We start from the raw sequence: 14,402 nt of genomic DNA, 5'->3' as shown, positions 1-14,402 counted from the left end.
TCCACCTTGCTGTCAGCCCGAACTGCTACGCCTTATCAACCAATGCGTTCAACGGCAGCATTGTGGTGGATTTGATTTCTTCCATCGACAAAAGCGCCGTGACGTTGTGCACCCGCACCTCTGAAATCAGTGATTGATAGAAAACGTCATAGGCGCGTGCATTCTTGACCCTGACCTTGAGGATATAGTCGATGTCGCCAGCCAGCCTGTGGGCCTCTTGCACTTCGGGGTGATCGCGCAACGCTTTCAGAAACTTGCGCTGCCATTCGGCCTCGTGCTCGGACGTACGGATCAAGACAAAGAATGTCGCCTCGAATCCAAGCGCTTCGGCGTCCAGCAAAACTGTTTGCTGACCAATGATACCGGCCCCTTTGAGCTTACGGATGCGATTCCACACCGGCGTCTTGGAACTGCCTACACGGGCCGCGATTTCATCCAGCGACTGACCCGCATCGCGTTGCAGCTCGGCCAGAATTTTCCGATCCGTTTCGTCTATTCGAACCGACATTCCAGTTTTCCTTCCAATTCGAGGTTTTCGTTCCAATTCTCAACAATAATGGAACATGTGTTCTTATTTATCCGCCCATATGGCGCTTTAGTGGGAATATTTCCTATATTGGAAGCCAAGTCAAACCACACCCGAGACGATCCAATGCAGGACATGCTCACAATCAGATCCAAAGGACATGTCGACTTTGTCGGCGCCGGTCCCGGTGATCCCGAATTGCTGACGCTCAAAGCGCTCACCGCGTTTGAGCAGGCTGATATCGTTCTGCATGACCGCCTGATCAGTGCACCTGTGCTGGATTTGGCCGGCCAAACCGCAGAACTGGTTGATGTTGGCAAAGCCGGGTTTGGTCCGTCCTGGAAGCAAAGCGATATTGATGCGCTTCTGGTGGACTATGCCCAAAAGGGCAAGCGGGTGGTGCGCCTCAAGTCAGGGGACCCAACCGTGTTTGGTCGTCTGGATGAAGAAATCGAAGCGGTCGAGGCCGCTGGCATTGACTGGCAAATCATCCCCGGCATTACAGCTGCATCTGCGGCTGTTGCAAGCATTGGGCAAAGCCTGACCCGTCGGGGCCGCAACTCTTCCGTGCGGTTTCTGACCGGGCACGACATGAAAGGCTTTGCCGATCACGACTGGGCCGCGCTGGCCCGCGCAGGATCGGTTGCTGCGGTTTACATGGGGAAGAAATCGGCCCGGTTCATCCAAGGGCGTCTGATTATGCACGGTGCGGATCGTGCAACTCCGATCACGCTGGTCGAAAACGCCTCGCGCCCGAACCAACGCATTCTGGCCACCACATTGGACAAACTGCCAACTGATCTGGCCGCCGCTGAATTGGACGGCCCTGCCCTGACCTTCTATGGCCTTGCCCCGCGCGAAGCGGCTCAGGCCGTGACTGAATTCAATAAGGAGCTTGCCTGATGGCCCGCGCTTTCACCCCCAAAGTCGTCACCGCAAATGATCTGCTGGAAGGTGATGTGATTTATCAAACCGAAGACGACCGCTGGTCGCGCGATCTTTCCGATGCGGAACTGATCACCGACGAAGCGCACGCTCAGGTGCGTCTGCTGGATGCCGCGCGTCAGGCGAACAAGATTGTGGGTGCCTATCTGGCTGACGCCGTTGCTGGTGAACACGGCCCTGAGCCCACCCATTTTCGGGAAGACTTCCGCCGGACTGGTCCGTCCAACTATGCCCACGGCAAACAGGAATCTTCCTCGCAGCCCCGGGCCTGACCTCAGGCCCTCTCTCTCCCCTTCTATGGCCCCAAGGTTCGGGGCTGCAACCAAGGACAGCTAGACATGTATCGCTACTCCGAGTTTGACCACGAGTTTCTGGCAGAGCGTAACGCACAGTTCCGCGCCCAGGTCGAGCGACGCATTGACGGGTCGTTGACCGAAGACGAATTCAAACCCCTGCGCCTGATGAACGGCCTGTATCTGCAGCTGCATGCTTACATGCTGAGGGTCGCCATTCCGTACGGCACCCTGTCCAGCGCGCAGATGCGCCAGCTGGCCTTGCTGGCCGAAAAGTGGGACAAAGGCTATGGCCATTTCACCACCCGTCAGAACATTCAGTACAACTGGCCCAAGCTGAACGACGTGCCAGATATGCTGGACGCGCTTGCCGAGGTTGGCATGCACGCCATTCAGACCTCGGGCAACACCATCCGCAACGTGACGGCAGATCACTTTGCCGGTGCCGCCGCGGATGAGATCGCTGACCCGCGCCCCTATGCAGAACTGCTGCGCCAGTGGTCGACCGACCACCCGGAATTCCAGTTCATGCCGCGTAAATTTAAGATCGCCATCACCGGCAGCGAAAACGACCGCGCCGTGATCAAAGCCCACGACATCGGCCTGCAACTGGTGGAGCGTGATGGTGTTCTGGGCGCGCGCGTGATCGTGGGCGGCGGACTGGGCCGGACCCCAATGATCGGCAAGGAACTGTCCGAATTCGTCGCGTTTGACGACTTCCTGGCTTACCTCGAAGCCACCGTTTCGGTTTGGAACCAGATCGGCCGCCGTGACAACAAATACAAAGCGCGCATCAAGATCACCGTGCATGAGCACGGTATCGATGCCATCCGCGCCAAGGTCAACGAGCGCTTCCTGCAGGTTCGCCCGCAGTTCAAAGGTGCCGACATGGCGCTGCTGGAAGAAATCAAGGGCCACTTTGCTGCCCCTGCCTTCCGCGAAGGTTCGGTTGCGTCGTTCGAAAGCGCCTACACCAACGATCCGGTTTTCCGTTCGTGGGTCGACACCAATATCGCACCGCACAAAAACGCGGACCACGCGATTGTCACGATCTCGATCAAGAAACATGGCGCGACGCCGGGCGATGCGACTGCCGAGCAGATGCGCGTAATGGCCGATCTGGCCGAACAGTTCGCCTATGACGAGCTGCGCATCAGCCACGAGCAGAACGTGATCCTGCCGCATGTCCACAAGTCGGACCTGCCTGCGATCCATGCAAAGCTGAAAGAGTACGAACTGGCGACCACCAATATCGGCCTGATCAGCGACATTATTGCCTGCCCCGGCATGGATTACTGCGCGCTGGCAACGGCCCGCTCGATCCCCGTGGCGCAGGAAATCGCAACACGTTTCGAAGACCTGAAGCTGGAGCATGATATTGGCCACCTGAAGATCAAGATCTCGGGCTGCATCAATGCATGTGGTCACCACCATGTGGGCCACATCGGCATCCTGGGTCTGGATCGTGCAGGCGTCGAGAATTACCAGATCACCCTGGGTGGCGACGCGACTGAAACCGCCGCAGTCGGCGACCGCACAGGCCCAGGATTTGCCTATGATGAAATCGTGCCGGCAGTGGAACGCATCGTCGACACATACCTGACCCAGCGGGAGAGCGCTGAAGAAACCTTCCTGGAGACCTACCGCCGCGTCGGTATGGCTCCGTTCAAGGCCGCTCTCTACCCCGAGGCTCAGGCGAATGCCGCTTGACCTGATCCAGACGGAACTGGGCAAAGACCGCAGCGAGCTGACCGAAAAAGTCGAAACGCTGAACGCCCGGTTCCGACACCACAGTGCGCATGACGTCATGCACGGCGCGTTGGAGGAAATTGACAAATTGGCTCTGGTCTCAAGCTTTGGGGCTGAGTCGGTTGTGTTGCTGCACATGGCCGCGGTGGTCGACAAGATGACCCCGGTGCTGTTCGTAGACACGCAGATGCTGTTCACCGAAACGCTGGAGTACCAGCAGGAGGTCAGCGAGCGTCTGGGCCTGAAGAATGTTCAAATCATTCGTGCAGATGATGAGGATGTTCAGCGTGACGACCCTTATGGTGCGTTACGTCTGCGGGATACGGATGCGTGCTGCAACCTGCGCAAGACTTTCCCGCTGCAAAAGGCTCTGACGGGCTATTGCGGCTGGATCACCGGGCGCAAACGGTTTCAGTCGGGCACTCGCGCCGCGCTTGACTTCTTTGAGGTCGAGGACGGCACGGGCCGGATCAAGGTCAACCCGCTGGCCCATTGGGCGCGCGAAGATGTGCGCGCCTACATGGAAGAAAACAACCTGCCCCGGCACCCGCTGGCGGCCAAAGGATACCCTTCGATCGGTTGTGCGCCCTGCACCTCGCCGGTCAAAGAGGGCGAAGACCCCCGCGCCGGGCGCTGGCGCGACCAGAACAAGGAAGAATGCGGCATCCATTTTGTCGATGGCAAGATGATGCGCGCCGGAGAGAAAACATGAACGTAATCGTAACGGATGAGGGCTTTTCGCCCGATGACTGGACCGACGGCTTTGTCACTCTGGACGATGCCGCCAATGATGTGGTCGCGCTGGATGTCGCTTCGGACGCCGACCCGGATGAACTGATAGACCGTTTGGGCAGTGCCAAGATGGTGCGCGTCAATTTCCCGTCCTCAGCGGATGGACGCGGCTTTACCATTGCGCGCGTCCTGCGCCTGAAAGGCTACACAGGCCGCCTGCGCGCCAAAGGCCACGTGCTGGCGGACCAATACGCCATGGCCCGCCGCAGCGGTTTCGATGAGGTCGAAATTGATCACGCCCTTGCGGATCGTCAGCCCGAAGATCAGTGGTTGGCGCGTTCCAAATGGCAAGACAACAACTATCAGGCCCGCTTGCGCGGCTGACACCGCCATCGCCAGCTTGTGATGTAAGGGGGCAATCTGTCCCCTTTTCCTGACTTGGATCAAAGATTAAACGGAGATGTCGGTTTAGCTGACCGGCAGTGAAATGATGACAGAGATGAAATCCGTGAGTGAAGCAACCGCCGTTAAGGCCCCCGTTCTGCCAGATGCCCAGACTGTCACCGAGGTGAAGCACTGGACTGATAGCCTGTTCTCGTTCAAGGTCTCGCGCCCGGCCTCGCTGCGCTTTCGTTCGGGTGAGTTTGTGATGATCGGCCTTTTGGGTGATAACGGCAAACCGTTGCTGCGCGCCTATTCGATTGCGTCGCCGTCCTGGGACGAAGAGTTGGAGTTCTATTCGATCAAGGTTCAGAACGGCCCGCTGACTTCGAAACTGCAACACATCAAGCCTGGCGATCAGATCATCCTGCGCCCCAAGCCGGTTGGTACGCTGGTGCATGACGCCCTGCTGCCCGGCAAACGCCTGTGGTTCTTTGCCACCGGCACTGGCTTTGCACCTTTTGCCTCGCTGCTGCGTGAACCGCAGACCTATGAGGACTATGACGAGGTCATCATCACCCACACCTGCCGCGAAGTTGCCGAACTGGAATATGGCCGTCAGCTAATCGAAAACATCCGTCAGGACGAACTGCTGGCTGAACTGATGGGCGAAGGGTTTGCGGACAAAATCCGCTATTACCCGACCACTACCCGGGAAGACAGCCCCAAAATGGGCCGTATCACCACCCTGCTTCAGGACGGCACCGTGTTTGAAGATCTGGGCATCGAAGGCGGTATCAAGCCTGAAACCGACCGCGCGATGGTTTGTGGATCGTTGGCCTTCAACCTGGATATCAAAGAAATCCTCGAAGGGTTCGGCCTGCGCGAAGGAGCAAATTCCGACCCGAAGGAATTCGTGATCGAAAAAGCCTTTGTTGGGTAATTCCAATCTGCGTTCGGGGCTTTCCGGCTCTGAACGCGAAGAATGCCCGATAAAACAAGTTTTTTCACATCATCCTGTATTTATGCCGCTTGAAGTGCGGCGCAGCCCGGTTTAAATTCCGGGCTCGAAATTCTGCAATTATCAAAGGAATGAACCCATAGCTCGCAGACCTCACAACGCGCCGCCTCAACGAGAAACCGGCCCGCGCGTCAATGACAGAATCCGTGCCCCCGAAATTCGCCTGATTGGTGCCGAAGGTGAAAATGTCGGGGTGGTTCATCCCGCCAAAGCCATGCAACTTGCGGCCGATGCCGGCCTTGACCTTGTCGAGATCTCGCCCAATGCGAACCCGCCGGTCTGCAAGATCATGGATTTCGGCAAATACAAATACGAACAGCAAAAACGCGAAAGCGAAGCCCGCAAGAAGCAAAAAGTCATCGAGGTGAAAGAGGTCAAATTCCGGCCCAACACCGATACCCATGACTACGACGTCAAGATGAAGAACGTCGTCAAGTTTCTTGAGAAAGGTGACAAGGTCAAAGTTACGCTAAGGTTCCGCGGACGTGAAATGGCGCACCAGAACCTGGGGCGCGAGTTGTTGGAGCGTGTGGCCGAGGACATCAAGGAAATCGGCAAGGTTGAAAACATGCCGAAGATGGAAGGCCGTCAGATGATCATGATGATCGGCCCGCTTCCCCAGAAATAAGCCGAACACAGGCTGCAAGATCACAGGCTCTCGCTGGATTGGCGAGAGCCTTTTCGTTTCTACAGCTGTCAGATGACTGCGTTCAGCGCCCGTTCTAACTTGCCGACAAGTTCGTCAATCTGCGCGTCTTCGATGATGAACGGAGGTGCCAGCAGAATGTGATCCCCGTTTCGCCCATCCCGTGTCCCTGCCATGGGGTAACAGATCAAGCCTTCAGACATTGCGGCCTTCTTCACCTTTCCGGCGATGCCTAGGGACGGATCGAACGTAGCTTTGGTACCCCGATCCGACACCAACTCAATACCTCGGAACAACCCGCGCCCACGCAGATCGCCAACATTAGGGTGCTGACCAAACGCAGCCTCCAGGGCCAATTGCACTTTGTCTCCCATGACCCTGGCGCGGGCTGGCAAGTCTCGGCCCGTCAGCTCACGAACCACCGCGAGCCCAGCAGCTGTGGCAACCGGGTGACCGATATAGGTGTGCCCATGTTGGAAAAACTCTGACCCATCCCGAATTGCATCATAGATCGCACCAGTGCACAGCATGGCTCCGATCGGCTGATATCCGGCCCCCAAGCCTTTAGCGATGCACAGTATATCAGGCTCGATGCCGTCATGATCGCAGGCAAACAGATGGCCTGTGCGCCCCATGCCACACATTACCTCATCCAGGATCAAAAGCACCCCGTATTGGTCGCAGATTTCTCGGATACGTTTGAAATACCCTTCAACCGCCGGAACCGCGCCGAGCGTTGCACCAACCACCGGTTCCGCCATGAATGCCATGACAGTCTCGGGGCCCAGGCGCAGGATTTCGGCCTCAAGCTCGTTGGCAACGCGCTGACCATAGTCAAAGCTGCTTTCGCCCTCGGGTTTTTCGGCATATTCATAACAGGCCGAAATATGCGTCATCTCGATCAGCATGGGCGCGAACTGAGCCCGTCTCCAGGCGTTTCCCCCGGCAGACAAAGCGCCCAGCGTGTTGCCGTGGTAGCTTTGTTTTCGCGCGATGACATGCCGACGCTCGGGCTGACCGATTTCAAGGAAATACTGACGTGCCAGTTTGATCGCCGCCTCGGTTGCCTCAGACCCGCCCGATACGAAATAGACCCTGTCCAAATCGCCCGGCGCATGCTGGATCAACAGATTCGCCAGCGCCTCAGCCGGTTCAGAGGTCATGAAACCGCTGTGGGCAAAGGCGATCTGTTCCACCTGTTCTTGAACCGCGCGGATCACTGCAGGGTTGGAATGCCCCAGGCAAGACACGGCCGCGTCACCGCAGTCCAGATACCGCTTGCCTTGCGCGTCGATCAGATAGCAGCCATCCCCACCTGCTGCGATGGGCAGATCCGATTTGGTGTGGCGCGGGAATACGTGACTCATGTTCTGGCCTTTCCAAGCAGTTCAACCAAAGCCGCGACCGAAGCCGCATTATCCGCCCACGGCGTGCCATCCGGCCCCGTCAGGCTATTTTCAAATCCAACGCGCACATCACCCCCGCGCCGCGCTGCTTCGGCCAGACAGGCGTGTTCTTGTGTGCCAAACGCGCAGACCATCCAATGGTTTTGACAGTTCGGGAAGGCATCCAGATCTGCCGGTACAGATTGCTGACCGTCGCTATAGCGTCCCAGAACAAACAGCCGGTCCGTCTGATCCTTACGGACAATGTCATCTTGCTGCCACTGGTCCAACAGCCGAGCGTCTTCCGCATCGTACAGAATATGCTGCACCCGCGTTCCCTGATCAGCGCAGAGCGCATAGACACGCGGTGCAAGGTTGGGGTCGCGCGCAATCTCTCGTACCGAAATCGAGGCCCAGTCTGGACGCACCTGCTCCAAGCAGGCCAGCTGCGCGGGAACGTCAAATATCCCTGCCGCTTCGGTTGTGATTTGAACATCCAACCCCGGCGCGATGCGGCGCAATTCGGCGATCGTTTCCAGATATGATCCAGCGTCCAGCGAGTGCTGACCCTTCGCGTCCCGTACATGAACATGAGTGCCCTGCGCCCCTGTAAGGTGGCAGGCCCGCGCAGTTTTGACGATCTGATCTATCGTGACCGGCAGGGCAGGATGATCTGCTGCAGTTCGCCGCGCGCCATTGGGCGCGACTAGAATATAGAGGGTTTTGTTGTCGTCGGCAGGGATGGGATTCATCTGTTCTTTCCTTGTACAAGGGTGCACCTAGACCCCACTCCATTCGTTTTCAATTTACCCCATATAAAACATATGTTTTTATTTTAGCCATGACCCCTACCCTGATGGCACTCACGGATCAGTTAAGGCGCGAGATCGATCAGATGCCTGCGCAAATGCAGGTCGCGGCGAAGTATGTTGTCGATCATCCTGGCGACTTTGGGCTGAACCCGATCCGCGAAACCGCCGACAGGATCGGCATCAGTTCAAACGTGTTGGTACGGCTTGCACAGCGCATGGGCTTTGACAGCTTCGATGCTTTTCGCCAACCGTTTCGCCGCGCCTTGACAACGGACAGCGAAGACCGGCTGGGGCAAGGCTGGTTAGAAGCTTCGGCGGGGCAAGACCCGTTTCATCTGGCGCAAGTCAAATTCGCTCAGAACGAGATGAATGTTGTTTCGCGATCCCTGCGCCTGATGGATCCGCATCTGACGCAACACGCCATCGGGCACATGGTTTCCGCGCGGCGCTGTTACGTTACCGCGACCCGGTCCAGCCACGCCCTGGCCTATTACTTTCACTACGCAGGCCGCATGGCCCATCCCGGATTGCAACTGGTGCCCCGCCACATGGGGTCAGCTATCGACGATTTAGTCGAGGCCACAGATGAAGATTGTTTGTTTGCCATCACCGTCCATCCCTATTCCGCCGACACAATCCAGTCGATGCGATTTGCTCGTGACAGGTCCATGCGCATCGTGTTGCTGTCGGACAGCGAGGTGATCGCGCCCGGGGTTGAACCGGATGTGGTCCTGCCTGTCAGCACCCGGACATTGCACCCATTCTCAAGCTTTTCCGGCGCGATGGTCGTGTTGGAATGTTTGCTCGGGCATCTTTTTGAGGCCAGCGGCAAAGAGGCCCGGGAACGCGTGGAACAGTATCAAAAAGCAAGGGAAGACACGGGCGCCTATTGGCGGCCCGGTGTTTTGCCAAAGCTCAGGAAGCCCTAACAACCTGGCTGCGTCGCGGCCCGCGCGCAGCTATACGGCTAGGTTTTACGTTTGGCACGGGGCTGCGGTCTGGTCGGGATTTCCTTGAGAAGCCCGCCAACCCCCATCGCTGCGATGTCTGCACCCCTAGTCTCAATTCCACACGCGATCCTGGATAGAACCCAATCGGCACCGTTCAACGCCGGAGAGCGCGCGCAACCGGGCAATCCAATCACCGGGCGATCTTGCAAAGCGCCTAAAAACAACAGGTTTCCCGGATCCACCGGCATTCCAAAGCGATCCACCTGCCCGCCAGCCAGACGCACAGCCGACGGTGCTACATCTTCAGTGTCCGACGTCGCAGACCCTGTCAGGATCATCAGCACATCCCCATCGCTTTGCGAGACTGCTTCGGCCAGAGCTTCGACCCGGTGCGGAACGATCTGCACATCACACAGGTTCATATCCAGCAACTCGACCCGCCCTCGAATGGCGGCAATCCCTTTCTCATTTGATGGTCCGCCCGGAATGTCCGTCACGATCAGCCCGGCTGTTTGGTGAACCGGACGCGCCAAACGTATTGCGCCCTGTGCCAAACCGGCGGCGCGTTGGACATCCTCTGCCGGCACAGCGTAAGAGATGACCTTGATGGTCGCCACCATACCACCTGGTCCCATTTGCTGATGCTGGGGCACCGTGGCCACTGTGATCATCGGATTGACTTGGTTGAACTGCTCAAGCGCAGCGACATCCAGAACGGCCACCCCCGGTCCATCGGCCAAAAGGTTGACCCGCCCGGTAAACGCCTCGGTCACGCGCAGGTTGGCTGCGGCAGCATCAGGCGCAAGGGCTGCCGCCAAGTTACGTGCGGCCTCGTCCTCATGGCAGTCACCGGTATCAAGCTGTGCGACAATGACTTCGCTTAGACCAGCTTGCGTCAACTGCACGATATGTTCGGGCTGCAATGCCAGTCCCTTTCGCAGCTTGCGCCCACCTGCAGTGACCGAATGCGCCAGAATGGCCCCTTCGGCCTGCGCTACGGGAACCGGGCCAAACCTCATGCTTTGCCCCGCAAGACCGCTGTCATCTGAGCAAGAATAGCAACGGCGATTTCTGCAGGTCCCGCAGCACCAATATCCAATCCGATCGGGCCGTGAATTCTGGAAATCTGTTCCTCAGTGAACCCTGCAGCTTTCATGCGATCCACCCGTTTGGCATGGGTGCGCGTCGAGCCCAGAGCGCCGATATAAAATACACCTGCATCAAGTGCCGCTTGCAGCGCCGGGTCGTCCAGCTTGGGATCATGGGTCAGCAAGACAATGGCGGTCCGCGCGTCCAGCCCCAGCTTGGCCACCGCTTCGTCCGGCCAATCAGTCAGGATCGTTTCCCCCGGAAATCGCGCGCTGGATGCAAAGGCATCGCGCGGATCGATGATGGCCGGATCATAGCCCGCAATGCGCGCCATCGGTACAAGTGCCTGTGCGATATGGACGGCACCCACAACGATCAGCCGCAAAGGTGGGTTGTGAACCGCCACAAAGGTTTCGCCGTCCTCCTCAAAACCGGACCGATCCATACGCAGCCGTTCCGCATACGCGTTGCGGCGCAAAGCCCTGTGCCCGGTGTTTGTATTCACTTCATACGCCACCGGCGCGCGTGCGGCGCGCGCCGCAACCAGTTCGGCCAGCATGGGCTCGGGCAGGACCTTTCCAATGGGTTCGACCAGAACACGGATCGTTCCGCCGCAGGCCAGACCAACGGCAAAGGCATCCTCGTCGCTGACACCAAATTCCAAAAGCCGGGCTTCGCCCTCATCCAAGGCTTCAAGCGATTCAACGATCACCGCACCCTCTACGCAGCCGCCGGAAACCGAGCCTTCAATCCGCCCGTCGCCACCGATCACCAGTTGAGACCCTACGCGTCTCGGCGCGCTGCCCCAGGTTTCGACAACGGTCGCCAGGGCCGCGCCCCGCCCGCTGCGGTGCCAGTCCAAAGCCGTTTCCGGGCTGTTGTCGAATCGCTCCATCAAACCCTCCAGATGTCACCCGTTTCCAACATAGGCAGGATTGACGCGAAGAAAAGCGCAGCAGTCTTGCCAAAAGGTCTATGTCTGCTCTTTTTCAACGCTATCAATGGCTGAACCACATTCAACAAATCATAGGATTGATTGTTAGGTGTCAGAGCTCTAGCTTGCACATGCAACCGGTATTATACCGGACTGCGTATCCAAAATTTATATATCGGAGACAAGCAGTTGAAACGTTTTTTGACACTGGGTGCCGCAGTAGGTCTTTTGGCCTCGACGGCGGCGTGGGCTGACACATTCCAACGGTATGGAGAAGTTGAGGGCTGGAAAGTCTTCATCGACAATGAACGGAAATCCTGCCTGATTGAGGCCGTGGATGATGCGGAAAACGTCGTGCAGATGGGTCTGACCGAAGATCGCAGCGTCGGTTATGTCGGCGTATTCACCAAAGCCGATACCGATATCAAACGGGGTGAGACGCAAGAGGTTGCCATCCTGATTGGTGACAACATCTACTTGGGTGAAGCCACTGGTATGAAAGGCAACATCACCAAGGGTTATTCAGGTGGTTACATTCTGTCGGACAACCCTCAATTCGCGGACGATCTGGCCAAGAAAAAGGTCATGATCGTGTTCCCCGAGACAGCGTATGCCTTCACCGTGGATCTGACCGGCACATACAAAGCCATGGAAATGGCGCGTAAGTGCAATGACGAGCAGCTGTCGTAATCGACTAACCGGAAAGCGCGGCCATCAGCCGGGCTTTCTGACCCTGGTCGTCGGGTTTTGAGATCACGTCGGCCAGGTCTTCGAGTGAGGCAATGGAATGCCCTGCCCGGAAACTGTCCACATGCGGCAGCATGGTCGCCACGCCTTGCGCTTTTGGGGCGAACCCGTCCCAGCGCAGCAACGGATTCAGCCAGATCAGCCGTTTTGAAGACAGGTGCAGGCGCTCGATCTCTTTCTGCAGAACCTTAGGATCGCCCCGCTCCAACCCATCGGTAATGAGCAAGACAACCGCCCCCTGCCCCATGACGCGGCGCGACCAGTCACGGTTGAATTGGTGAAGGCACTCTCCTATGCGCGTGCCGCCTTCCCAATCCTGCGCCTCGGCCCCGGCAGCGGCAAGCGCTGCATCCACATCCCGTTGACGTAAATGTCGGGTGATGTTGGTCAGGCGGGTGCCGAAAGTGAAAGCATAAACTTTGGCCCAGCCCGCCCCCTTGGCGTTCGATACCGTATGCAGGAAATGCAGGATAATCCGACTGTACTGGCTCATCGATCCTGAGATATCACACAACGCCACAAGGTTAGGCCAGCGTGGCTTGGGCCGTAGCCTGTAAATGTCGTGCAGCTCGCCGCCTTGCCGCATAGCCCCGCGCAAAGTGCGGGCCCGGTCTATGCGGTGCCCGAGATGACTTGCCTGCCCCCGGCGGGATTCGATGGGTTTGACCGGCAGAGTCATCCGCGCCAAGACGCGTTTGGCTTGCGCTATTTCAGCGGTGCTCATCTGCTCAAAATCCAGATTGCGCAGTCGTTCCTCGGATGACGCCGTCTGAGTGGCGTCTATCTCGATTTCAGTTTCGCCTTCGTCTTGCGCGGCAGGTTCAGGCATATCCCGTTCGACGCCGTCCAACAGTGCCTCGGCCGCCCGTTTTTCTCCCGCATCCGCTTTACGCTCTTCCTGCACGCCGCGAATGGCGGGCAGCATCATGGCCATCATGTGTTCCATGTATCGTGGATCGCGCCAATACATTCGGAAGACTTGCGCGAACACCGTTCGATGTTCCGGGCGGTTCACAAAACAGGCGTGCAGCGTCCAGTAAAAGTCCCGTTTCTTAGTAAACCCAGCCGCCTGCACGGCGTTGATGGCATCAATCACGCGCCCTGGGCCAATTGGCAAACCCGCCTTTCTGAGGGCACGGGCGAAGTGCGTGATATTCTGCGCCAGCTTTGGGTTGTCCGGTATGTCCAGAGGGAGTTGTTCTGCCATCAGCATCCATGGGGGCTCTGCCCCCATACCCCCGGAGTATTTGTGAAAAGATGAAGCATCAGGCCGGTTCGAGGGTGGCCTTGGCCTCGTCCAGAATGCGTTTCGCCTCGGACCCTTGCAGTTTCTGGATGTCGTCCTGGTATTTCAGGATTGCGCCCAGAGTGTCGCCGATCACCTCTGGGCTGAGGTTCATCACATCCAGCGCCAGCAGGCATTTGGCCCAGTCAATGGTCTCGGCCACACCAGGTTTCTTGAACAGGTCCTCGGTGCGTAGTCGTTGAACAAAGGCCACGACCTCACGGCTGAGCGCATCAGCCGCTTCAGGTGCACGGGCGTGCAGGATTGCCATCTCGCGCTCGAAGTCCGGGTAATCGACCCAATGATAAAGGCAGCGGCGTTTGAGGGCGTCATGCACCTCGCGCGTGCGGTTTGACGTGACAATGACAACGGGCGGCACGGGCGCTTTGACGGTGCCGAGTTCCGGGATCGTGACCTGAAAATCGCTGAGGGCCTCAAGCAGGAAGGCTTCGAAAGGTTCGTCGGTGCGGTCCAGCTCGTCGATCAGCAGAACCGGCGCGCCATGTTCATCAGGCCGCATCGCTTGCAACAAGGGGCGTTCGATCAGGTATTCGTCAGAGAACAATTCTGCCTGAAGCGCGCTTCGGTCCGCCCCGCCCGACGCCTCAGCCGTACGGATCGCCACCATCTGCGCGGGAAAGTTCCATTCGTAAACGGCGGAGGACGCATCCAGACCTTCGTAGCATTGCAGGCGGATCAGGCGACGATTTAACCCCGCGGCCAGCGCTTTGGCGATCTCGGTTTTCCCAACGCCCGCTTCACCTTCCAGAAACAGCGGTCGGCCCAGTTTCAACGACAGAAAAACAACAGTCGCAAGGGCGCGTCCACAGACATAGCCCTGGGCTCCCAACATCTGCTGCACGGCATCAATTGAATTTGGTTGCGTCATGGACCCCTCTCTCCTTAG

At 58.0% G+C, this 14,402-nt stretch carries 16 protein-coding genes; 9 read left to right on the top strand and 7 right to left on the bottom strand.

The window, feature by feature from the left end; all coding sequences use genetic code 11:
- Window positions 1–25: 25 nt before the first annotated feature.
- Window positions 26–508: an Lrp/AsnC family transcriptional regulator gene (locus tag GOV90_RS01695; protein WP_171089735.1), complete on the bottom strand. Its 483-nt coding sequence runs from the start codon at window positions 506–508 to the stop codon at window positions 26–28.
- A gap of 144 nt (window positions 509–652) precedes the next feature.
- On the opposite strand from GOV90_RS01695, the gene cobA reads away from it, so the two are divergent.
- The 7 genes from cobA to infC all read left to right on the top strand — a co-directional run bounded on the left by cobA (window position 653) and on the right by infC (window position 6,275).
- The gene (gene cobA, locus GOV90_RS01690) at window positions 653–1,429 is read left to right on the top strand and encodes a uroporphyrinogen-III C-methyltransferase (protein ID WP_171089733.1); all 777 of its coding nucleotides are present in this window, start codon (window positions 653–655) and stop codon (window positions 1,427–1,429) included.
- The gene (locus tag GOV90_RS01685) at window positions 1,429–1,743 is read left to right on the top strand and encodes a DUF2849 domain-containing protein (RefSeq protein WP_171089731.1); all 315 of its coding nucleotides are present in this window, start codon (window positions 1,429–1,431) and stop codon (window positions 1,741–1,743) included. The genes cobA and GOV90_RS01685 overlap by 1 nt, the downstream gene beginning before the upstream one ends.
- A 66-nt stretch (window positions 1,744–1,809) precedes the next feature.
- Window positions 1,810–3,474, top strand: coding sequence for a nitrite/sulfite reductase (locus GOV90_RS01680; protein ID WP_171172806.1), 1,665 nt, complete (start codon window positions 1,810–1,812; stop codon window positions 3,472–3,474).
- A complete protein-coding gene (locus GOV90_RS01675) occupies window positions 3,464–4,225 on the top strand; it encodes a phosphoadenylyl-sulfate reductase (RefSeq protein ID WP_171172805.1) in 762 nt (253 codons plus the stop codon). Before GOV90_RS01680 ends, GOV90_RS01675 begins: the two co-directional genes overlap by 11 nt.
- Window positions 4,222–4,629: a DUF934 domain-containing protein gene (locus tag GOV90_RS01670; RefSeq protein WP_171089724.1), complete on the top strand. Its 408-nt coding sequence runs from the start codon at window positions 4,222–4,224 to the stop codon at window positions 4,627–4,629. The genes GOV90_RS01675 and GOV90_RS01670 overlap by 4 nt, the downstream gene beginning before the upstream one ends.
- A 106-nt stretch (window positions 4,630–4,735) precedes the next feature.
- Window positions 4,736–5,569, top strand: a complete 834-nt coding sequence (locus tag GOV90_RS01665) for a ferredoxin--NADP reductase (RefSeq protein ID WP_171089722.1) — start codon at window positions 4,736–4,738, stop codon at window positions 5,567–5,569.
- 157 nt (window positions 5,570–5,726) lie between these two features.
- A complete protein-coding gene (gene infC, locus GOV90_RS01660; RefSeq protein WP_171091146.1) occupies window positions 5,727–6,275 on the top strand; it encodes a translation initiation factor IF-3 in 549 nt (182 codons plus the stop codon).
- Window positions 6,276–6,343: 68 nt separating this feature from the next.
- Here the strand turns inward: infC and GOV90_RS01655 are convergent, their stop codons facing one another.
- Window positions 6,344–7,660, bottom strand: a complete 1,317-nt coding sequence (locus GOV90_RS01655) for an aspartate aminotransferase family protein (protein WP_171089719.1) — start codon at window positions 7,658–7,660, stop codon at window positions 6,344–6,346.
- Entirely contained in the window at window positions 7,657–8,430 is a 774-nt protein-coding gene (locus GOV90_RS01650; protein ID WP_171089717.1) for a 3-keto-5-aminohexanoate cleavage protein, read from the bottom strand. Before GOV90_RS01650 ends, GOV90_RS01655 begins: the two co-directional genes overlap by 4 nt.
- Before the next feature lie 104 nt (window positions 8,431–8,534).
- Between GOV90_RS01650 and GOV90_RS01645 the strand changes: the two genes are divergently transcribed.
- Window positions 8,535–9,419 carry a MurR/RpiR family transcriptional regulator gene (locus GOV90_RS01645; RefSeq protein WP_253284719.1) on the top strand — a complete coding sequence of 295 codons (885 nt, stop codon included), beginning with the start codon at window positions 8,535–8,537 and terminating at the stop codon, window positions 9,417–9,419.
- 38 nt (window positions 9,420–9,457) lie between these two features.
- On the opposite strand, the gene GOV90_RS01640 is transcribed toward GOV90_RS01645, so the two are convergent.
- A complete protein-coding gene (locus GOV90_RS01640; RefSeq protein WP_171089713.1) occupies window positions 9,458–10,459 on the bottom strand; it encodes a molybdopterin-binding protein in 1,002 nt (333 codons plus the stop codon).
- A complete protein-coding gene (locus GOV90_RS01635) occupies window positions 10,456–11,424 on the bottom strand; it encodes an XdhC family protein (RefSeq protein WP_171089711.1) in 969 nt (322 codons plus the stop codon). The genes GOV90_RS01640 and GOV90_RS01635 overlap by 4 nt, the downstream gene beginning before the upstream one ends.
- A gap of 228 nt (window positions 11,425–11,652) precedes the next feature.
- Between GOV90_RS01635 and GOV90_RS01630 the strand changes: the two genes are divergently transcribed.
- Window positions 11,653–12,153 carry a hypothetical protein gene (locus GOV90_RS01630; protein ID WP_171089709.1) on the top strand — a complete coding sequence of 167 codons (501 nt, stop codon included), beginning with the start codon at window positions 11,653–11,655 and terminating at the stop codon, window positions 12,151–12,153.
- 4 nt (window positions 12,154–12,157) lie between these two features.
- Here the strand turns inward: GOV90_RS01630 and GOV90_RS01625 are convergent, their stop codons facing one another.
- Both GOV90_RS01625 and GOV90_RS01620 read right to left on the bottom strand, forming a co-directional pair.
- Window positions 12,158–13,417 carry a VWA domain-containing protein gene (locus GOV90_RS01625; RefSeq protein ID WP_171089707.1) on the bottom strand — a complete coding sequence of 420 codons (1,260 nt, stop codon included), beginning with the start codon at window positions 13,415–13,417 and terminating at the stop codon, window positions 12,158–12,160.
- A 58-nt stretch (window positions 13,418–13,475) separates the two neighbouring features.
- On the bottom strand, window positions 13,476–14,384 hold the full coding sequence (locus GOV90_RS01620) for a MoxR family ATPase (RefSeq protein WP_171089705.1): 909 nt from the start codon (window positions 14,382–14,384) through the stop codon (window positions 13,476–13,478).
- Between the last annotated feature and the right edge of the window lie 18 nt (window positions 14,385–14,402).

Origin of the sequence: Ruegeria sp. HKCCA5929 (genome assembly GCF_013034525.1) — a bacterium.
Taxonomy (GTDB): Bacteria; Pseudomonadota; Alphaproteobacteria; order Rhodobacterales; family Rhodobacteraceae; genus Ruegeria.
This window is presented reverse-complemented; position numbering and strand designations above follow the sequence as displayed.